This window comes from Enterobacter sp. BIDMC109 (assembly GCF_001037885.1).
GTDB lineage: Bacteria > Pseudomonadota > Gammaproteobacteria > Enterobacterales > Enterobacteriaceae > Enterobacter > Enterobacter hormaechei_C.
This window is the reverse complement of record NZ_KQ090002.1, coordinates 1-19,440: the sequence shown is the minus strand read 5'-3', so window position 1 is coordinate 19,440 and position 19,440 is coordinate 1. Positions and strand designations below refer to the sequence as shown.

The window sequence follows — 19,440 nt, the reverse complement described above, 5'->3', positions numbered from 1 at the left end:
CATGGTGATAATCCGTATATTTTCAGAAGGCCATACACAGATATCCTGCAACTGAGGAAATGACTTCTGGCCGAAAATAACACTGAATACGTTGTGGTTAGTAATAAATTTAATGTCTTCTGTAACGTTGCTTCTGAATAAATAGTAAATCATATGCCTTTTAGCGTCTACGTATTGAAAAGCAGTACGCCGCGTCTGTAAACACTCTGGAATTAACACTCAGCTAACAAATTTAACCCCTTTCGATTGCTCTGATAATTATTAATTTGCTTTTAATACCGTAACTAAATTACAAGAGAGCCAACTGATCATTGTTTGATCAATTTATTTCAGAATATTATTAGCCAAAAAATGTCACTTCAGCAAAAAATTCTTGCCCTTTATCCTGAAAAATCACGGTTAAACAGGATATTTCTTTATCGATCAGCAATTGATCGTTTGTAATACACTGTTAAAATCTATATGTGAAATTTACCTTAATTAAAATTTTTTTGCTACAGCTTAGATTTCGCATTTTTAACCAAAAAAAATTTTATTTATAGGAAATAAATCACTCTGCTCACATATATACAGCTTTTCAAAAACACAAATAAAGCAAACAAACCTCATTCAATTCACGTAATATTATCACCTCCCCATTTTATTCAACATCTTTTACGCGTCGTATCTGCTCAAAAACGAATGTAATGCTCTCCACCTGACTACCGCTCCCAACGCACACGGTGAGTTAATTTTGCGGGTTTGGTCCTACCAATCATGCGCAAAGCTATCCATCGTTCACAGTTTTGATGCTCCACTTCACAAAACCATTGCCGAATAGCAACACTTGGTTAACCATTTATTGCCATTAACCCTACATCACAATATTGGATGGACCACTTTTACACTAAGTGTGACGCTGAGATGAGCAGAGACTCACCCGACGAACACCTGTGTGGTCCTCAGGAGACCTGCATGAGCCTCTGGCAACAAAACTACGATCCGGCCGGGAATATCTGGCTGTCGAGCCTGATCGCATCGCTACCGATCCTGTTTTTCTTCTTTGCGCTAATTAAGCTCAAGCTGAAGGGCTACCTTGCCGCAACGTACACCGTTGCCATCGCCCTGCTGGTGGCGCTGTTCTTCTATAAAATGCCGGTCGATCGCGCGCTGGCCTCCGTGGTGTATGGTTTCTTCTACGGCCTGTGGCCGATTGCGTGGATCATCATCGCCGCCGTCTTTGTCTACAAAATCTCGGTCAAAACCGGGCAGTTCGACATTATTCGCTCGTCGATTCTCTCTATTACACCGGACCAGCGTTTACAGATGCTGATTGTCGGTTTCTCCTTCGGGGCGTTCCTTGAAGGGGCGGCAGGATTTGGCGCGCCGGTGGCGATCACCGCCGCTCTGCTGGTCGGGCTGGGCTTTAACCCGCTGTATGCCGCTGGCCTGTGCCTGATTGTGAACACCGCCCCGGTGGCGTTTGGCGCGATGGGCATTCCGATTCTGGTGGCGGGCCAGGTGACCGGGCTGGACAGCTTCGAGATCGGCCAGATGGTAGGTCGCCAGCTGCCGTTCCTGACCATTATCGTGCTGTTCTGGATCATGGCGATTATGGACGGCTGGCGCGGCGTGAAGGAGACCTGGCCTGCGGTGATGGTAGCGGGCGGTTCGTTCGCCATTGCCCAGTATCTCAGCTCCAACTTCCTCGGCCCGGAACTGCCGGACATCATCTCTTCCCTGGTGTCGCTGGTCTGTCTGACGCTGTTCCTGAAACGCTGGCAGCCGGTGCGCATCTTCCGCTTTGCCGATATGGGTGCCTCACATGTGGATCAGACGCTGGCGCGCACCGGCTATACCGCCGGACAGATTGTGCGCGCATGGTCACCGTTCCTGTTCCTGACCGCCACCGTGACGCTGTGGAGCATTCCGCCGTTTAAAGCACTGTTCGCCCCGGGCGGCGCGCTGTACGACATGGTGATTAATATCTCCGTGCCGTTCCTCGACAAAATGGTCGCCCGTATGCCGCCGGTGGTGCACGACGCCACGCCATATGCGGCAGTGTTTAAGTTCGACTGGTTCTCAGCCACCGGCACGGCCATCCTGTTTGCCGCTATCCTTTCCGTAGTGTGGCTGCGCATGAAGCCTGCCGCCGCGGTGCAGACCTTTGCGGCGACGATTAAAGAGCTGATGCTGCCGATTTACTCCATCGGCATGGTGCTGGCGTTCGCGTTTATTTCGAACTACTCCGGCCTGTCGTCGACGCTGGCGTTAGCGCTGGCGCATACCGGCCACGCGTTTACCTTCTTCTCGCCGTTCCTCGGCTGGCTGGGGGTGTTCCTGACCGGTTCAGATACGTCATCTAACGCCCTGTTTGCCGCCCTACAGGCCACGGCTGCGCAGCAGATTGGCGTCTCGGACGTGCTGCTGGTCGCCGCGAACACCACCGGCGGCGTGACCGGGAAGATGATCTCGCCGCAGTCCATCGCCATTGCCTGTGCCGCGGTGGGGCTGGTAGGCAAAGAGTCGGATCTGTTCCGCTTTACCGTGAAACACAGCCTGATATTTACCTGCATGGTGGGCGTGATCACCACATTGCAGGCCTATGTCTTAACCTGGATGATTCCATGATAGTGATGCCCAGACGCCTGTCCGACGAGATTGCCACTCGCGTACGGGCGCTGATAGAAGAACAACAGCTGGAAGCGGGCATGAGATTGCCCGCCGAGCGTCAGCTTGCCGCTCAGCTTGGCGTGTCGCGCAATTCACTGCGCGAAGCGCTGGCGACGCTGGTCAGCGAAGGGGTGCTGCTGAGCCGTCGCGGTGGCGGCACCTTCGTGCGCTGGCAGCATGACGACTGGTCCGAACAAAACATCGTGCAGCCGCTGAAGACGCTGATGGAAAACGACCCGGACTACAGCTTCGACATCCTCGAAGCGCGTCACGCCATCGAAACCAGCACCGCGTGGCACGCGGCGATGCGGGCAACCGACGCCGACAAAGAGAAGCTCAAAGCCTGTTTTGAGGCCACGCAAAGCAGCGACCCGGACATCGCCTCCCAGGCGGACGTGCGGTTCCATCTGGCGATTGCCGAGGCCTCGCACAACGTGGTACTGCTGCAAACCATGCGCGGGTTCTTCGACCTGCTGCAATCCTCCGTGAAGCAGAGCCGCCAGCGCATGTATCTGGTCCCGCCGGTGTTTGCTCAGCTGACCGAACAGCACGAGGCGGTGCTCAACGCCATTCTGGCCGGTGATGCCGAGGCCGCGCGCAAGGCGATGATGGCGCATCTCGGCTTCGTGCATACCACCATTAAACGATTCGATGAAGATCAGGCCCGACAGGCGCGTATTACCCGTCTGCCTGGCGAGAGTGATATTTCCAGGGAGAACAAAGCATGATTATTTCAGCAGCAAGTGATTATCGCGCCGCGGCGCAGCGCATTTTGCCCCCGTTCCTGTTCCACTACATTGACGGCGGGGCGTATGCCGAATACACCCTGCGCCGCAACGTGGAAGACCTGTCGGAGGTGGCCCTGCGCCAGCGCGTGCTGAAGAATATGTCTGACCTGAGCCTTGAGACGAAGCTGTTTAACGAAACGCTCTCCATGCCGGTAGCGCTCGCACCTGTCGGTTTATGCGGCATGTATGCCCGTCGCGGTGAAGTGCAGGCCGCCGCCGCCGCAGATGCCAAAGGCATTCCGTTTACCCTTTCCACCGTGTCCGTCTGCCCGATTGAAGAAGTCGCCCCGACTATCAAGCGCCCAATGTGGTTCCAGCTGTACGTCCTGCGCGATCGCGGTTTTATGCGCAACGCACTGGAGCGCGCCAAAGCGGCGGGCTGCTCAACGCTGGTCTTTACCGTCGACATGCCGACCCCCGGCGCGCGCTACCGCGACGCCCACTCCGGCATGAGCGGCCCTAACGCGGCCCTGCGCCGTTACTGGCAGGCGGTGACGCACCCGCAGTGGGCGTGGGATGTGGGCGTGAACGGCCGTCCGCACGATCTGGGCAATATTTCGGCCTACCTGGGTAAACCGACCGGGCTGGAAGATTACATCGGCTGGCTGGCGAACAATTTCGATCCATCTATCTCATGGAAAGACCTGGAGTGGATCCGCGAATTCTGGGACGGCCCGATGGTGATCAAAGGGATCCTCGACCCGGAAGATGCCCGCGACGCGGTACGTTTTGGCGCCGATGGGATCGTGGTCTCTAACCATGGTGGCCGCCAGCTTGACGGGGTGCTCTCCTCCGCCCGCGCCCTGCCGGCCATTGCCGATGCGGTGAAAGGCGATATTGCGATCCTGGCCGACAGCGGCATCCGTAACGGGCTGGACGTGGTGCGCATGATCGCCCTGGGCGCGGACAGCGTGCTGCTGGGCCGTGCTTACCTGTACGCGCTGGCCACCAGCGGCCAGGCGGGCGTGGCGAATCTGCTGAACCTGATCGAGAAAGAGATGAAGGTGGCGATGACGCTGACCGGTGCGAAAACAATCGGTGAAATCAGCAAAGACTCTCTGGTGCAGGAGCTCAGTAAGCTGCCTGCGGCGCTGGCCCCTCTTTCTCAGGGAAACGCGGCCTGATCTCCCCCGGTTAGCCTTCCCTTCTTCCGCGCCCGACTTCCCCCTCGGGCGCTTTTTTTGTTGAAAATAACACCTGCGTAACATTCTGGATAAGAAAATTTGACACACCCCGCCTCTCCGCAATTGTATAGACAAGCAAATACAAGAACACAAAAACAACATCACATCGGAGGGGAACGTATGACGTATTCAGGTCGGGTGGATATTCAGCAGGTGATCGATGAAAGTCCTTTTTCAGGGTTTCACTGGCTTCTTATTGTGCTGGGCTTTCTGGTGCTGGCGATTGATGGGTTTGATACCGCAGCGATGGGTTACATTGCGCCTACGCTGTCGACAGAGTGGGGAATACATAAACAGGATCTGGGGCCGGTGCTGAGTGCGGCGCTGCTGGGGCTGTCGCTGGGAGCCCTGATTGCAGGTCCGGTATCGGACCGGATGGGACGCAAGCGCGTACTGGTCTTTTCATGCCTGTTCTTCGGCCTGGCGAGCCTGGGCACGGCCTGGGCGCAAAGTCTGAATACCCTGACGCTATGGCGATTTCTGACAGGCCTCGGCCTCGGCGCTGCCATGCCTAACGCCATCACGCTGATCTCCGAGTTTGCCCCCCAGCGCTGCCGCGCCATGGTAATTAACACCATGTACTGCGGCTTTCCGCTGGGTGCGGCGGGCGGCGGGGCGATCTCGTCCTGGCTTATCCCTCACCACGGCTGGCGAAGCGTGCTGCTGACCGGCGCGATTGCGCCGCTGATTTTAACGGTGCTGCTGGCGCTGCTGTTGCCGGAGTCGGTGAAGTTTCTGGTGCAGCGCGGGAAAGACGTCGCCCAGGTTCGCCGCATCGCCAGCCGGTTCGCCCGCAGCACGCTGGATAGCGTCACGGGCTTTTTCCTCGCGGAGGAGAAAGTCGCGTCGAAAAAAGGCAGCGTGTCGCAGCTGTTTTCCATGCCCTGGCTGCCCGGCACCCTGATGCTGTGGGTCACCTATTTTATGGGGCTGGTGATTTATTACGTCCTGCTGAGCTGGATGCCAACGCTGATGCAGGGGATGGGATATGCGCTGACGGAATCCGCCTGGCTTACCTCGCTGTTCACCTTCGGCGGCACCGCTGGCATTTTGCTCGCGGGCTGGATGATGGATCGCTGGGAAGCGCACAAGGTGGTCGCGTGTGGTTTCGTGCTGACGATGGGCCTGATTCTTTTACTCGGCATTGAGCATAACCATATCGCCCTGTTTGGCGGGTTAATTTTCCTGATGGGGATCGCGATGAACGGCGCGCAGTCGGGCATGCAGACCCTGGCCGCCACCTTTTACCCTACCGAGTGCCGTGCGACGGGTATCGCCTGGATGCAGGGGATCGGCCGCTTCGGCGGCGTGGCGGGCACCATGACCAGCGCCCAGCTTCTTTCCATGCAGTGGCAGGCGGACAGTATTTTAATGATCCTCAGCGTACCTGCTCTCGTGGCTGCGGCGGCAACCGTCTACAAAATGCTGTATAGCCGCGCGCAGGAGCCGGGCGTCGCCTAGTCCCTCTCTTTTCTGCTATTCTGCCCCCGCAATTAAGGGGGCAGCATGCTTAACATCGTCTTATTCGAACCAGAAATTCCGCCGAACACCGGCAATATTATCCGCCTGTGCGCCAACACCGGTTTTCGTCTGCACATTATTGAGCCGATGGGCTTTACGTGGGACGACAAACGTCTGCGCCGCGCGGGGCTGGACTACCATGAGTTTACCGCCGTCGTTCGTCATCACGATTACGCCGCGTTTCTGGGATCCGAAAAACCACAGCGCATGTTCGCCCTGACCACCAAAGGTACGCCAGCGCACAGCGCCGTAAGCTATCAGGACGGGGATTATCTGATGTTTGGTCCGGAAACCCGCGGCCTGCCGGCCACCATTCTGGATGCCATGCCCGCTGAGCAGAAAATTCGTATTCCGATGATGCCGGACAGCCGCAGCATGAACCTGTCGAATGCGGTGTCGGTGGTGGTGTATGAGGCGTGGCGCCAGCTGGGTTATCCCGGCGCGATATTGCGTAGCTAAAACAGTTCGGGTGGCTTACGCCACCCGATTCGTCGTGTTTAGCCTGCTACCGCGATACGTTTCATATCGGTCATGTAGCCACGCAGTTTCTGGCCCACTTTCTCGATTTCGTGGCTGCGAATCGCTTCGTTGACGTCACGCAGCTGCGCGTTATCAACCGCTCCTTCCGCAATCGCCTGGCCCAGATCGCCCGCTTGCAGGGTGGTCATGAACTCTTTCAGCAGCGGTACGCAGGCGTAAGAGAACAGGTAGTTACCGTACTCGGCAGTATCGGAGATCACCACGTTCATCTCATACAGACGTTTACGGGCGATGGTGTTTGCGATCAGCGGCAGCTCGTGCAGCGATTCGTAGTACGCAGATTCTTCAATGATGCCCGAATCCACCATGGTTTCGAACGCCAGCTCAACGCCCGCTTTCACCATCGCGATCATCAGGACGCCTTTATCGAAGTACTCCTGCTCGGTGATCTTGCCGTCATACTGTGGTGCGGTTTCGAACGCGGTTTTACCGGTCTCTTCGCGCCAGGTCAGCAGTTTCTTATCGTCATTCGCCCAGTCCGCCATCATGCCGGAAGAGAACTCGCCGGAGATGATGTCGTCCATGTGTTTCTGGAACAGCGGCGCCATGATGGTTTTCAGCTGTTCAGAGAGTGCGAACGCGCGCAGTTTTGCCGGGTTGGACAGTCGGTCCATCATCAGCGTAATGCCGCCCTGCTTCAGCGCTTCGGTGATGGTTTCCCAGCCGAACTGAATCAGTTTTTCCGCGTATGCCGGATCGGTGCCTTCTTCCACCAGCTTGTCGAAGCACAGCAGAGAGCCGGCCTGGAGCATGCCGCACAGGATGGTCTGCTCGCCCATCAGGTCAGATTTCACTTCCGCAACGAAGGAAGATTCCAGCACGCCCGCACGATGGCCGCCAGTGGCCGCTGCCCAGGCTTTGGCAATCGCCATGCCTTCGCCTTTCGGATCGTTTTCCGGGTGAACGGCGATCAGCGTCGGTACGCCGAAGCCACGTTTGTACTCTTCGCGCACTTCGGTGCCCGGACACTTCGGTGCCACCATCACTACGGTGATGTCTTTACGGATCTGCTCGCCCACTTCAACGATGTTGAAGCCGTGGGAGTAACCCAGCGCGGCGCCGTCTTTCATCAGCGGCTGTACGGAACGCACAACGTCAGAGTGCTGCTTGTCCGGCGTCAGGTTAACCACCAGATCCGCCTGCGGGATCAGCTCTTCGTAGGTGCCCACTTTGAAGCCGTTTTCGGTCGCTTTACGCCAGGAAGCGCGCTTTTCAGCAATCGCTTCTTTGCGCAGGGCGTAGGAGATATCCAGCCCGGAGTCACGCATGTTCAGGCCCTGGTTCAGACCCTGTGCGCCACAGCCGACAATGACCACTTTTTTACCCTGAAGATAGCTCGCGCCATCAGCAAATTCATCGCGCGCCATGAAGCGGCATTTGCCCAGCTGCGCCAGCTGCTGGCGCAAGTTCAGTGTATTAAAGTAGTTAGCCATGGGTGATACCTCGTGATGTTGTGTGTCTTATTGTTCGGTTCGCGTTTCAGCGAGAATGTACCCACATTACAACAGGAAATTTATTGCGGAAATTGATATATTCACAACGTCACATTGCAATTTTTGCAATGTAAAAAGAGGGAGTGGAATCGGTGGATTTACGCGATCTGAAAATGTTCCTGCACCTGGCGGAAAGCCGTCACTTTGGCCGTAGCGCCCGGGCGATGCACGTCAGCCCCTCCACGCTGTCGCGCCAGATCCAGCGCCTTGAGGAAGACCTCGGCCAGCCGCTGTTCGTGCGCGATAACCGCACCGTCACCCTCACGGAAGCAGGTGAAGAGCTGCGCATCTTTGCTCAGCAGACGTTATTACAGTATCAGCAGCTGCGGCACACCATCGACCAGCAGGGGCCGTCGCTTTCCGGCGAGCTGCATATTTTCTGTTCCGTGACCGCTGCCTACAGCCATCTTCCCCCCATTCTCGACCGCTTCCGCGCGGAACATCCGTCGGTTGAAATTAAGCTCACCACCGGCGATGCCGCCGACGCGATGGAAAAAGTGGTTACGGGCGAAGCGGATCTGGCGATTGCCGGAAAACCTGAAACGCTGCCGGGGGCGGTGGCGTTCTCGATGCTGGAGAATCTGGCGGTAGTGCTGATTGCCCCGGCGCTGCCCTGCCCGGTGCGCAACCAGGTTTCGGTGGAGAAACCGGACTGGTCCACGGTGCCGTTTATCATGGCCGATCAGGGGCCGGTGCGCCGCCGCATTGAGCTGTGGTTCCGCCGCCAGAAGATCAGTAACCCGTCGATTTACGCCACGGTCGGCGGCCATGAGGCGATGGTATCGATGGTGGCGCTCGGCTGCGGCGTAGCGCTGCTACCGGAAGTGGTGCTGGAAAACAGCCCGGAGCCGGTGCGCAATCGCGTGATGATTTTAGAACGCAGCGATGAGAAAACGCCGTTCGAGCTAGGCGTGTGCGCACAAAAAAAGCGGCTGCATGAGCCGCTTATTGATGCGTTCTGGACGATATTGCCGAACCACTAAAGCCGGGTGGCGCTGCGCTTACACGGCCTACACGCAGTTCACCCCTTAGAACGTAGGCCTGATAAGCGCAGCGCCATCAGGCATTTTCCCGAACAACCTAACCCGCCAGGAAGAAACGGAACGCCGGGTTGTGGGTTTCGTCATGGCACTCATAGCCCAGCTCGTTCAGGCGCGTTTCGAAATCCGGCTCGTGCTCGCCCAGCTCGAACGCCGCCAGCACGCGGCCATAGTCGGTGCCGTGGCTGCGGTAGTGAAACAGAGAGATGTTCCAGTGCGTGCCCAACGTGTGCAGGAACTTGAGCAGCGCGCCCGGCGATTCCGGGAACTCGAAGCTGAACAGGCGTTCCTTCAGCGGCTTGGATGGACGGCCGCCGACCATGTAACGCACATGGAGCTTCGCCATCTCGTCGTCGGAGAGATCGACCACGCTGTAACCGCCGTCATGCAGCAGGCTGAGGATCTCTTTGCGCTCCTCCACGCCACGGCTCAGACGCACGCCGACAAAAATGCACGCATCTTTGGCATCGGCAAAGCGGTAGTTGAACTCCGTTACCGAACGACCGCCCAGCAGCTGACAGAACTTCAGGAAGCTGCCCTTCTCTTCCGGAATGGTCACCGCCAGCAGCGCTTCACGCTGCTCACCCAGCTCACAGCGCTCGGAAACGTAGCGCAGACCGTGGAAGTTCACGTTGGCACCGGAAAGCACGTGCGCCAGACGCTCGCCGCGAATATTGTGCTGGGCGATGTATTTTTTCATTCCCGCCAGCGCCAGCGCGCCGGATGGTTCCGCCACCGCACGCACATCCTCGAAGAGATCTTTCATCGCCGCGCAGATAGCGTCGCTGTCGACGGTGACGATATCGTCGAGATACTCCTGGCACAGGCGGAACGTTTCGTCGCCAATGCGCTTCACCGCCACGCCCTCGGCAAACAGCCCGACGCGCGGCAGATCTACCGGATGTCCGGCGTCCAGCGCCGCCTTCAGGCAGGCAGAGTCTTCCGCTTCAACCGCAATCACTTTGATCTGCGGCATCAGCTGTTTGATCAGCACCGCCACACCTGCGGCTAAGCCACCGCCGCCCACCGGGACGAAAACGCGGTCGAGATGGGCGTCCTGCTGCAACAGTTCCAGCGCCAGCGTACCCTGCCCGGCAATCACCATCGGGTGATCGAACGGCGGCACCCAGGTGAAGCCCTGCTGCTGCGCCAGCTCAATCGCTTTGGCTTTGGCTTCGTCAAAGTTAGCGCCGTGAAGCAGCACTTCTCCGCCGAACCCGCGCACCGCGTCAACCTTGATATCCGCAGTGGCAACCGGCATCACGATCAGCGCCTTCAGCCCCAGACGCGCCGAGGAGAACGCCACGCCCTGCGCGTGATTGCCCGCCGAGGCGGTAATCACCCCGCGCGCTTTCTGCTCGTCCGTCAGCCCGGCCATCATCGCGTAGGCGCCGCGCAGCTTGAAGCTGTGCACCGGCTGCCTGTCTTCACGCTTCACCAGAATGACGTTGTCGAGACGCGAAGAGAGTTTGTCCATTTTTTGCAGGGGCGTGACCTGCACCGCTTCATAGACCGGCGCGCGTAGTACCGCTCTCAGGTATTCCGCCCCCTCCGGGGCGGCGGATAAGGGTTGTGACTCGGCCATCATTAGCCCCCAAGTTTAGATTTATCGCGCACCGCGCCTTTATCTGCACTGGTGGCAAGGCTCGCATAGGCGCGCAGGGCGAAGGAGACTTCACGCTGACGATCTTTCGGCGTCCAGGCTTTGTCGCCGCGCGCTTCCTGCGCTTCACGACGGGCCGCAATCTCCTGGTCGCTCAGCTTCAGCTGAATACCACGATTCGGAATGTCGATTTCGATCAGGTCGCCATCTTCGATGATCGCGATATTGCCGCCGCTTGCCGCTTCTGGCGAGACGTGACCAATGGAGAGGCCTGACGTGCCGCCAGAGAATCGACCATCGGTGATCAGCGCGCAGGCTTTGCCGAGGCCCATCGATTTCAGGAAGGTGGTCGGGTAGAGCATCTCCTGCATGCCGGGGCCGCCTTTCGGCCCTTCGTAGCGAATGACCACCACGTCGCCTTCCACCACTTTGCCGCCGAGGATAGCATCTACCGCTTCGTCCTGGCTTTCATACACTTTTGCCGGGCCGGTAAATTTCAGGATGCTGTCGTCCACGCCTGCGGTTTTCACAATGCAGCCATTTTCCGCGAAGTTACCGTACAGCACGGCCAGACCGCCGTCTTTGCTGTAGGCATGTTCCAGCGAGCGAATGCAGCCTTCGGCGCGATCGTCATCCAGCGTGTCCCAGCGGCAATCCTGCGAGAACGCCTGGGTGGTACGGATGCCCGCCGGACCGGCGCGATACATGTTTTTCACCGCGTCGTCTTTGGTCAGCATCACGTCGTACTGCTCCAGCGACTCCGGCAGCGTCAGGCCGAGCACGTTTTTCACGTCGCGGTTCAGCAGCCCGGCGCGATCCAGCTCGCCGAGAATACCAATCACGCCACCCGCACGGTGGACATCTTCCATGTGGTACTTCTGGGTACTCGGCGCGACTTTACACAGCTGCGGCACTTTGCGGGAGAGCTTGTCGATGTCGCTCATGGTGAAGTCGATTTCAGCTTCCTGCGCGGCGGCCAGCAGGTGCAGAACGGTGTTGGTGGAACCGCCCATGGCGATATCCAGCGTCATGGCGTTTTCGAACGCCGCTTTGCTGGCGATGTTACGCGGCAGCGCGCTGGCGTCGTCCTGCTCGTAGTAGCGTTTGGTCAGCTCAACGATGCGCTTGCCCGCGTTAAGGAACAGCTGCTTGCGGTCGGCGTGGGTCGCCAGCAGCGAGCCGTTGCCCGGCTGAGACAGGCCCAGCGCTTCGGTCAGGCAGTTCATGGAGTTGGCGGTGAACATCCCGGAACAGGAGCCGCAGGTCGGGCACGCGGAGCGTTCCACCTGGTCGCTCTGCTCGTCAGAGACTTTCGGGTCCGCGCCCTGGATCATCGCATCGACCAGGTCGAGCTTGATGATTTTGTCGGAGAGCTTGGTTTTCCCCGCTTCCATTGGGCCACCAGAGACGAAGATCACCGGAATGTTCAGGCGCAGGGAAGCCATCAGCATCCCCGGGGTGATTTTGTCGCAGTTGGAGATACAGACCATCGCATCGGCGCAGTGGGCATTAACCATGTACTCCACCGAGTCGGCGATCAGCTCGCGCGACGGCAGTGAATAGAGCATTCCCCCGTGGCCCATTGCGATACCGTCATCCACCGCAATGGTGTTGAACTCTTTCGCCACGCCGCCGGAGGCTTCGATTTGCTCGGCAACCAGCTTACCGAGATCGCGCAGGTGCACGTGGCCCGGCACAAACTGGGTGAAGGAGTTCACCACGGCGATAATTGGCTTGCCGAAATCGGCGTCGGTCATTCCGGTGGCGCGCCACAGTGCGCGGGCACCCGCCATATTACGGCCGTGGGTGGTGGTGGCTGAACGATACTTAGGCATGCTTTATTTACTCCCGTCTGACTATTTAATGGGACGGTGCGTGCCGTCCCAAATTTATATTTAGTGATTAACCTGATCCAACCAGCCGTATTTGTCTTCTGTTTCGCCGGTGAAGAGGCCGAAGAAGGCTTGCTGAATGCGTTTGGTGACCGGGCCACAGCGGCCTTCGCCCACCTGAATGCCATCGACGCTACGCACCGGCGTAATTTCAGCCGCGGTACCGGACATGAACACTTCGTCAGCCAGGTACAGGGATTCGCGGGACAGTACCTGCTCGCGCACTTCGATACCCAGATCTTTTGCCAGCTTGATGATGGCGTCGCGGGTGATGCCCGGCAGCGCGGACGAAGTGAACGGCGGGGTGAACAGAATGCCGTCTTTCACTTCAAACAGGTTTTCACCCGCGCCTTCGGAGATGTAGCCATTCACATCCAGCGCGATACCTTCCTGATAGCCGTGACGGCGCGCTTCGCTGCCGACCAGCAGTGAGGAAAGGTAGTTACCGCCCGCTTTAGCCGCAGTCGGGATAGTGTTTGGCGCCACGCGGTTCCAGGAAGAAACCATTGCGTCGATCCCCTGATCCAGCGCTTCCGCGCCCAGGTAGGCGCCCCACGGGAACGCAGCAATGATCACATCGGTGTTATAACCAGCGGGCGGGTTGACGCCCATGCCGACATCACCCACGAAGACCAGCGGACGAATATAGGCGCTGGTCAGTTTGTTCTGGCGAATCACCTCGCGGCAGGCTTCCATCAGCTCATCAACGCTTTGGGAGACCGGGAAACGATAAATTTTGGCTGAGTCATGCAGACGCTGCATGTGTTCACGATGGCGGAACACCACTGGTCCTTTGTGAGAATCGTAGCAACGGATCCCTTCAAACACGGAGGTGCCGTAGTGCAGCGCGTGGGACATCACGTGAACTTTCGCGTCTTCCCAGCGAACCATCTCACCATTGAACCAAATGTAATCAGCTTTTTTTGTCGTCATTTTTTCGTCCTGTCACGCTTAAGCGCGGATTTGTTGTGATGTGGTTGTGCTCTGGCAGATGGCAACATGGGCAACGTCTACCAGTTTTGATAACTGACTAAACAGTAAGTCGACCGGCCGCGGGCTGGCAACGGTTAATTCGATACTGATGTTCTGCGCGTCGGTGGCCGTCTCCATATTCATAGAGCAAATCTGAAAGCCACGGTGGCGAACCACGCGCAATACGCGTTCTAACGTTTCCGGGTTGAAGCGAGCCTGCACGGCGACCTGATGTTGCATCATGATAATTTCTCCAGCATTTGTGAGTTACTGGCACCGGGCGGTACCAACGGCCAGACGTTCTCAAGCTCGTCGATTGAGACATGAAGCAGGTATGGCCCTTCGCTTGACAGCATGGTGTCGAGTGCCGCTTCAACCTGGTCTTTACGGGTGATGTGCTGGCCAGGAATGCCGAAGGCGCTGGCCAGGGTGAGGAAATCGGGGTTATCGGTCAGGGTCGTTTCGCTGTAACGCTCCTGGAAGAACAGCTGCTGCCACTGGCGAACCATGCCTAAACGCTGGTTATCGAGCAAGACGATCTTCAGCGGTAACTGCTTACGCTTCACGGTGCCGAGCTCCTGGACGTTCATCATGAAGGAGCCGTCACCGGAGATACAGATAACGGTATCGTTCGGGCGGGCAACCTGCGCGCCAACGGCTGCTGGCAGACCGAAGCCCATCGTCCCTAACCCGCTCGAGGTGATAAAGTTCTCCGGGCGGGTGTAGGTCATGTGCTGGGCTGACCACATCTGATGCTGGCCGACATCCGTCGTTACCACGCTGTCTGCGGGTTTACGGTCTGACAGCTGTTTCAACAGCAGCGGCGCATAGATGGCGTCGCCTGGGTGATCGTAACGCCACGCGTGTTCAGTACGCATATCAGCGGTGTGCTGACGCCATGGGTTGATATCCAGCGGCTGCTCCAGCGCCGGTAACAGCTCGTTAAGATCGCCCTGCAACGCGACATGCGCCTGACGCAGTTTGTTCATCTCCGCCGGGTCGATGTCCATATGGATCACTTTGGCGTTCGGCGCGAAGGTATTCAGTTTGCCGGTAACGCGGTCGTCAAAACGGGCGCCGACGGCGATAAGCAAGTCGCATTCCTGCACCGCCAGGTTTGCCGCTTTGGTACCATGCATCCCCAGCATGCCGAGGTAGTACGGGTAATCTGCCTCTACCGCACCGAGACCTTTCAGCGTGCAGGTGGCGGGCATTTGCGTGGTCGCAATGAACGCGCGAAGCGCCGGAACAGCCTGCGCCATGCCCACGCCGCCGCCTACGTACAGCATCGGTTGTTTGGCCTGCGCCATCATCTGACGCGCCTCTTCCACCTCTGCATGCGGGAACGCATTATCGCTTTCCACGGTAGAGAAATGCGGCTCCAGATCGCCGAGTGCAACCTGGATATCTTTCGGGATATCAACCAGAACCGGGCCAGGACGGCCAGAGCTGGCAACCTCGAACGCTTCGGCCATCACCCGCGGCAGCTCTTCGAGAGACTGAACGAGGAAGCTGTGTTTGGTGCAGGCCAGCGATAAACCGAGCACATCCACTTCCTGGAAGGCATCGGTGCCGATGAACGGAGAGGCCACCTGGCCGGTGATCGCCACCACGGGTACGGAGTCGAGCAGCGCGTCAGCCAGGCCGGTGATCAGGTTCGTTGCGCCGGGACCTGAGGTGGCCATACAGACGCCGGTTTTACCGGTCGCACGGGCATAACCGATGGCGGCCATCGCTGCGCCCTGCTCGTGTCGGCACAACAGGTGTTCCACGCCGCCGTCATACAGTGCATCGTAAATCGGCATAATTGCGCCACCCGGATAACCGAATACGGTTTCGACTCCCTGCGCGCGCAACGCATGTACTACCCATTGTGCCCCATTCATAGTTAGTTCCCCGTCATAAATCTGGAGAAACAGAATTTTGTGCTAGTCGTCATTCTCTGCTCCTCATTTAAGTTTTTTAGTCATAAAAAAACCCCCGGACCTTTCGGTGCGGGGGTCTTAGTTCGTTAAGGCTTGATTTCTAAGCCTTTCCTCGTCCAAGTGCAGCCCCGCACGGTGGGATAATAATCACCACCACGCTAATCACGACCAGGCTAATCACTCGTAGAAGGGCTGTCATTTTCAGTTCTTTTTGCATCTTGTTCGAAGGAATACCTAAAGAGTTACCACAGATATTTCATCTGACACAAGATTTTTTTATGACCTATATCTGTAGCATGCGAACTATTTCTTTCAAAATCGTTGTTTTATATAGGGAAAAAATAGAAATGAAGATTTTTCATTTTTTTGTCCTGCTTCATCCGGCAAGGCGCGCATGATTTCTTTTCTGCGAGGCCGATTCCACCGACATGTAAGGATTACATTTTGCCGCTAAAAGGCTGGAACGAGCGCCGTAATTCAGTGAATTAGTGCTAAACAGGAAAAAATGATGCTGGCATAGTCACCGCCAAGGAGGGCTTATGTCACTGTCAGTTGTTTATACACGCGCGGCCATCGGCGTGAAGGCACCGCTTATTTCTGTAGAGGTTCATTTAAGTAATGGACTGCCCGGACTGACTCTGGTCGGCTTACCAGAAACGACCGTTAAAGAGGCGAGGGATCGCGTGCGCAGCGCAATTATTAATAGCGGTTATGCTTTTCCGGCGAAGAAGATCACCATTAACCTTGCGCCCGCCGATTTGCCAAAGGAGGGAGGGCGATATGATTTACCTATTGCTATAGCGCTTCTCGCGGCTTCTGAACAGCTCAATACGCCAGGGCTAAGCTCGTGTGAGTTCGTGGGTGAATTAGCGCTTACAGGCGCGTTAAGAGGCGTTCCCGGAGCAATCTCGGGTGCGCTTGAAGCCATACGCGCGGGAAGACAAATCATTGTGGCCAATGAAAATGCCTCTGAAGTAAGCCTTATCGCCGAAAAGGGGTGTCTTGTCGCGGGACATTTGCAAGAGGTTTGCGCCTGGCTGGAAGGCCGACACGAGCTTGCCGAGCCGCAGGAGAATGACGAGGTGGCGCCAGCTTCGCCCGAGGATCTCAGCGATATTATGGGTCAGGAACAGGGTAAACGGGCGTTAGAGATAACGGCCGCGGGTGGGCATAACCTGTTACTGATAGGTCCGCCAGGCACGGGGAAAACGATGCTGGCGAGCAGATTGAGCGGCCTGTTGCCACCCCTCAATAATCATGAAGCACTGGAAAGCGCCGCGATATTTAGCCTGGTCAGTTCTACGTCGCTGCATAAACAGTGGCGCCGCCGTCCTTTCCGCTCTCCACACCACAGTGCGTCTCTTACCGCGATGGTGGGCGGGGGTTCGATCCCCGGACCGGGTGAAATCTCACTGGCGCACAACGGCATTTTGTTTCTGGATGAATTGCCAGAGTTTGAACGCCGCGTGCTGGATGCATTGCGGGAGCCGATTGAATCCGGCGAAATCCATTTGTCTCGTACACGGGCCAAAATAAGCTACCCTGCGCAGTTTCAGCTAGTCGCGGCGATGAACCCTAGCCCTACGGGTCATTATCAGGGCAATCATAACCGCTGTACGCCGGAGCAGACGCTGCGCTATCTGAGTAAGCTGTCTGGCCCCTTCCTCGACCGTTTTGATTTATCTCTCGAGATCCCCCTGCCCCCGCCCGGTCTGCTGAGGCAAACCGGTATTAGGGGCGAAAGCTCAGCAACTGTGCGTGAACGGGTTATTGCGGCGCAGGCGCGGCAGTATGCTCGTCAGAACAGGCTGAATGCCCGGCTGGATAACAGCGGGATCCGACAGTTTTGTTCTCTTAACGCTGAAGATGCAGGCTGGCTGGAAGAGACACTGACGCGGTTTGGGCTATCCATTCGCGCGTGGCAGCGTTTGTTGAAAGTAGCGCGCACGGTCGCCGACGTGGAGGGCTGCTCCGGAATAGAGAGGCGGCATTTGCAGGAGGCATTAAGTTACCGTGCGATCGATCGGCTGCTGTTGCATCTGCAAAAAATGCTGGCGTAAAAAAAGGGGCCGTAGCCCCTTCTCTTCTTAATCGTCAGACTCGGTGTAGTCTTCTGCACCTTCCATCTGCGGCTTGCCGCCAGACAGCGTATGGAAACGCTTAGGACGCTTAATGCGAGCCATATACTTGATCCATACACGTTCTGCATCAGACTGCGGCTCACGCTCACCACGGCAAACAGAGACAAACTGTTTTTCATCTTCGGTTGCCGGTTCACGTTTACCCAGATCCAGCTCGTTAAAGGCATAACCATGGCGCTCAAGAAGTTGAGCTTCTTTGATAGTGAAATCGCCGTGACGAGAGAACCCGCGCGGGTAATGTTTATTGTCGAAAAAACGATTAGTCGTCGTAAAGCTTTCCGCCATCCTACACGCTCCTAATTCTTTGGCCGAGCTATTTATGGCGCGGAGTATTAGTTACGCTTGACAGAGTGTAAAACAAAACATTTAAATCATAACGACAAATAATTTTGTGGAGAAAGATGTGGATACGGAATTGCTAAAAACTTTCCTCGAAGTGAGCAGAACGCGACACTTTGGGCGAGCAGCTGAAGCCCTCTACCTGACGCAGTCAGCAGTCAGTTTTCGTATTCGACAGCTGGAAAATCAACTGGGTGTGAACCTTTTTACCCGCCATCGCAACAATATTCGTTTAACTCCGGCTGGTGAAAAGCTGTTGCCTTATGCAGAAACCCTGATGAATACCTGGCAGGCAGCGCGAAAGGAGGTTGCGCACACCTCCCGGCATAATGAATTCTCGATCGGTGCCAGCGCTTCACTATGGGAATGCATGCTCAGCCAGTGGCTTATGCGGCTATATCGCACACACAACCATCTGCAATTTGAGGCGAGGATTGCGCAACGTCAGTCGCTGGTTAAGCAACTCCACGAGCGGCAGCTTGATCTGCTGATCACCACAGAAGCCCCCAAGATGGACGAATTTAGCAGCCAGATTGTTGGACAGTTTAGCCTGGCGCTCTATGCATCGGAGCCTGCAATGATGAAGGCCGACCTGAATTATTTACGCCTGGAATGGGGGCCTGATTTTCAGCAACACGAGACGGGGTTAATTGCCAGCGATGATATCCCGCAGCTCACGACAAGCTCAGCGGAGATCGCATGCCAGCATCTTCCCGCATTGAAAGGCTGTACCTGGTTACCTGTTCGCTGGGCGGATAATAAACCTACACTCCATGTTGTCACCGATTCGACAACGCTCTCCAGGCCGCTGTATGCCATTTGGCTGCAAAACAGCGATAAGCAGTCGCAGATAAAAGATCTGTTAAAAACCAGCATACTGGATTAACGCAAAAGCCTGCGGAAACGCAGGCTGCTTATTCTTCAGGAAGGTGTTGAGCTGTTTTGCAGGCAAAAAAAATCCTTTGCCGAAGCAAAGGATTCTATATGGCAGGGGCGGAGAGACTCGAACTCGCGACACCCGGTTTTGGAGACCGGTGCTCTACCAACTGAGCTACGCCCCTAAAGTTTTTGCCATTAAGCCTGCCGGAAGGGCAGGCTTAATGTCTTAATAAGTGGCGGAACGGACGGGACTCGAACCCGCGACCCCCTGCGTGACAGGCAGGTATTCTAACCGACTGAACTACCGCTCCACCGAATACTTCTGTAACCACCGGATTAATGCACCGGCTTACTACTTAATTTGATGCCTGGCAGTTCCCTACTCTCACATGGGGAGACCCCACACTACCATCGGCGCTACGGCGTTTCACTTCTGAGTTCGGCATGGGGTCAGGTGGGACCACCGCGCTA

General features: G+C 56.8%; 17 protein-coding genes, 2 tRNA genes and 1 rRNA gene. 8 read left to right on the top strand and 12 right to left on the bottom strand.

Annotation, left to right across the window (positions count from 1 at the left end):
* Positions 1-954: 954 nt before the first annotated feature.
* From lldP to trmL, 5 genes are all read left to right on the top strand, one after another.
* Positions 955-2,610 (top strand): L-lactate permease, encoded by a 1,656-nt coding sequence (lldP, locus tag SK62_RS00090; protein WP_003860175.1) that lies wholly within the window; start codon positions 955-957, stop codon positions 2,608-2,610.
* Positions 2,607-3,380, top strand: a complete 774-nt coding sequence (lldR, locus tag SK62_RS00085; protein ID WP_006808630.1) for a transcriptional regulator LldR — start codon at positions 2,607-2,609, stop codon at positions 3,378-3,380. The genes lldP and lldR overlap by 4 nt, the downstream gene beginning before the upstream one ends.
* Positions 3,377-4,564 (top strand): FMN-dependent L-lactate dehydrogenase LldD, encoded by a 1,188-nt coding sequence (lldD, locus tag SK62_RS00080; RefSeq protein WP_015572772.1) that lies wholly within the window; start codon positions 3,377-3,379, stop codon positions 4,562-4,564. The genes lldR and lldD overlap by 4 nt, the downstream gene beginning before the upstream one ends.
* Before the next feature lie 180 nt (positions 4,565-4,744).
* The gene (locus tag SK62_RS00075) at positions 4,745-6,085 is read left to right on the top strand and encodes an MFS transporter (RefSeq protein WP_047718912.1); all 1,341 of its coding nucleotides are present in this window, start codon (positions 4,745-4,747) and stop codon (positions 6,083-6,085) included.
* Between the two features lie 45 nt (positions 6,086-6,130).
* A complete protein-coding gene (trmL, locus tag SK62_RS00070; RefSeq protein ID WP_039269488.1) occupies positions 6,131-6,604 on the top strand; it encodes a tRNA (uridine(34)/cytosine(34)/5-carboxymethylaminomethyluridine(34)-2'-O)-methyltransferase TrmL in 474 nt (157 codons plus the stop codon).
* A gap of 38 nt (positions 6,605-6,642) precedes the next feature.
* Here the strand turns inward: trmL and ilvC are convergent, their stop codons facing one another.
* Positions 6,643-8,118 (bottom strand): ketol-acid reductoisomerase, encoded by a 1,476-nt coding sequence (gene ilvC, locus SK62_RS00065; protein ID WP_006808634.1) that lies wholly within the window; start codon positions 8,116-8,118, stop codon positions 6,643-6,645.
* A gap of 152 nt (positions 8,119-8,270) precedes the next feature.
* Here ilvC and ilvY point away from each other — a divergent pair, with 152 nt between their 5' ends.
* A complete protein-coding gene (gene ilvY, locus SK62_RS00060) occupies positions 8,271-9,161 on the top strand; it encodes an HTH-type transcriptional activator IlvY (protein ID WP_017693777.1) in 891 nt (296 codons plus the stop codon).
* Positions 9,162-9,258: 97 nt separating this feature from the next.
* On the opposite strand, the gene ilvA is transcribed toward ilvY, so the two are convergent.
* The 7 genes from ilvA to ilvL form a co-directional block, all read right to left on the bottom strand.
* Positions 9,259-10,803, bottom strand: coding sequence for a threonine ammonia-lyase, biosynthetic (gene ilvA, locus SK62_RS00055; protein WP_026094330.1), 1,545 nt, complete (start codon positions 10,801-10,803; stop codon positions 9,259-9,261).
* A 2-nt stretch (positions 10,804-10,805) separates the two neighbouring features.
* Positions 10,806-12,656 carry a dihydroxy-acid dehydratase gene (gene ilvD / locus SK62_RS00050; RefSeq protein WP_008501574.1) on the bottom strand — a complete coding sequence of 617 codons (1,851 nt, stop codon included), beginning with the start codon at positions 12,654-12,656 and terminating at the stop codon, positions 10,806-10,808.
* A 60-nt stretch (positions 12,657-12,716) separates the two neighbouring features.
* On the bottom strand, positions 12,717-13,646 hold the full coding sequence (gene ilvE, locus SK62_RS00045) for a branched-chain-amino-acid transaminase (RefSeq protein WP_003860182.1): 930 nt from the start codon (positions 13,644-13,646) through the stop codon (positions 12,717-12,719).
* A gap of 18 nt (positions 13,647-13,664) precedes the next feature.
* Positions 13,665-13,928 (bottom strand): acetolactate synthase 2 small subunit, encoded by a 264-nt coding sequence (gene ilvM, locus SK62_RS00040; protein WP_003860184.1) that lies wholly within the window; start codon positions 13,926-13,928, stop codon positions 13,665-13,667.
* Complete coding sequence (gene ilvG, locus SK62_RS00035; RefSeq protein WP_045339874.1) at positions 13,925-15,571, bottom strand: acetolactate synthase 2 catalytic subunit; 1,647 nt, start codon at positions 15,569-15,571, stop codon at positions 13,925-13,927. Before ilvG ends, ilvM begins: the two co-directional genes overlap by 4 nt.
* A gap of 2 nt (positions 15,572-15,573) precedes the next feature.
* Positions 15,574-15,624: a peptide IlvX gene (gene ilvX, locus SK62_RS23075; protein ID WP_166792073.1), complete on the bottom strand. Its 51-nt coding sequence runs from the start codon at positions 15,622-15,624 to the stop codon at positions 15,574-15,576.
* Between the two features lie 86 nt (positions 15,625-15,710).
* Positions 15,711-15,809 (bottom strand): ilv operon leader peptide, encoded by a 99-nt coding sequence (gene ilvL / locus SK62_RS21840; protein ID WP_001311244.1) that lies wholly within the window; start codon positions 15,807-15,809, stop codon positions 15,711-15,713.
* 340 nt (positions 15,810-16,149) lie between these two features.
* Here ilvL and SK62_RS00030 point away from each other — a divergent pair, with 340 nt between their 5' ends.
* A complete protein-coding gene (locus SK62_RS00030; protein WP_015572776.1) occupies positions 16,150-17,670 on the top strand; it encodes a YifB family Mg chelatase-like AAA ATPase in 1,521 nt (506 codons plus the stop codon).
* 27 nt (positions 17,671-17,697) lie between these two features.
* Here SK62_RS00030 and SK62_RS00025 read toward each other — a convergent pair whose 3' ends face one another.
* On the bottom strand, positions 17,698-18,036 hold the full coding sequence (locus SK62_RS00025) for a MaoP family protein (RefSeq protein WP_006808641.1): 339 nt from the start codon (positions 18,034-18,036) through the stop codon (positions 17,698-17,700).
* Positions 18,037-18,154: 118 nt separating this feature from the next.
* Between SK62_RS00025 and hdfR the strand changes: the two genes are divergently transcribed.
* On the top strand, positions 18,155-18,976 hold the full coding sequence (gene hdfR, locus SK62_RS00020; RefSeq protein WP_045339136.1) for an HTH-type transcriptional regulator HdfR: 822 nt from the start codon (positions 18,155-18,157) through the stop codon (positions 18,974-18,976).
* Positions 18,977-19,075: 99 nt separating this feature from the next.
* Here hdfR and SK62_RS00015 read toward each other — a convergent pair.
* The 3 genes from SK62_RS00015 to rrf form a co-directional block, all read right to left on the bottom strand.
* A tRNA-Trp gene (locus SK62_RS00015) sits at positions 19,076-19,151 on the bottom strand.
* Positions 19,152-19,203: 52 nt separating this feature from the next.
* A tRNA-Asp gene (locus SK62_RS00010) sits at positions 19,204-19,280 on the bottom strand.
* Between the two features lie 55 nt (positions 19,281-19,335).
* Positions 19,336-19,440: ribosomal RNA gene (gene rrf, locus SK62_RS00005) — 5S ribosomal RNA — on the bottom strand; the annotation flags it as partial.

Coding starts and splice junctions, on each gene's coding strand:
- lldR (WP_006808630.1), top strand. CDS start 2,607: ATGATAGTGATGCCCAGACGCCTGTCCGACGAGATTGCCACTCGCGTA.
- ilvG (WP_045339874.1), bottom strand. CDS start 15,571: ATGAATGGGGCACAATGGGTAGTACATGCGTTGCGCGCGCAGGGAGTC.
- ilvE (WP_003860182.1), bottom strand. CDS start 13,646: ATGACGACAAAAAAAGCTGATTACATTTGGTTCAATGGTGAGATGGTT.
- SK62_RS00030 (WP_015572776.1), top strand. CDS start 16,150: ATGTCACTGTCAGTTGTTTATACACGCGCGGCCATCGGCGTGAAGGCA.
- ilvM (WP_003860184.1), bottom strand. CDS start 13,928: ATGATGCAACATCAGGTCGCCGTGCAGGCTCGCTTCAACCCGGAAACG.
- lldP (WP_003860175.1), top strand. CDS start 955: ATGAGCCTCTGGCAACAAAACTACGATCCGGCCGGGAATATCTGGCTG.
- lldD (WP_015572772.1), top strand. CDS start 3,377: ATGATTATTTCAGCAGCAAGTGATTATCGCGCCGCGGCGCAGCGCATT.
- ilvC (WP_006808634.1), bottom strand. CDS start 8,118: ATGGCTAACTACTTTAATACACTGAACTTGCGCCAGCAGCTGGCGCAG.
- ilvD (WP_008501574.1), bottom strand. CDS start 12,656: ATGCCTAAGTATCGTTCAGCCACCACCACCCACGGCCGTAATATGGCG.
- ilvL (WP_001311244.1), bottom strand. CDS start 15,809: ATGACAGCCCTTCTACGAGTGATTAGCCTGGTCGTGATTAGCGTGGTG.
- trmL (WP_039269488.1), top strand. CDS start 6,131: ATGCTTAACATCGTCTTATTCGAACCAGAAATTCCGCCGAACACCGGC.
- ilvA (WP_026094330.1), bottom strand. CDS start 10,803: ATGGCCGAGTCACAACCCTTATCCGCCGCCCCGGAGGGGGCGGAATAC.
- SK62_RS00075 (WP_047718912.1), top strand. CDS start 4,745: ATGACGTATTCAGGTCGGGTGGATATTCAGCAGGTGATCGATGAAAGT.
- SK62_RS00025 (WP_006808641.1), bottom strand. CDS start 18,036: ATGGCGGAAAGCTTTACGACGACTAATCGTTTTTTCGACAATAAACAT.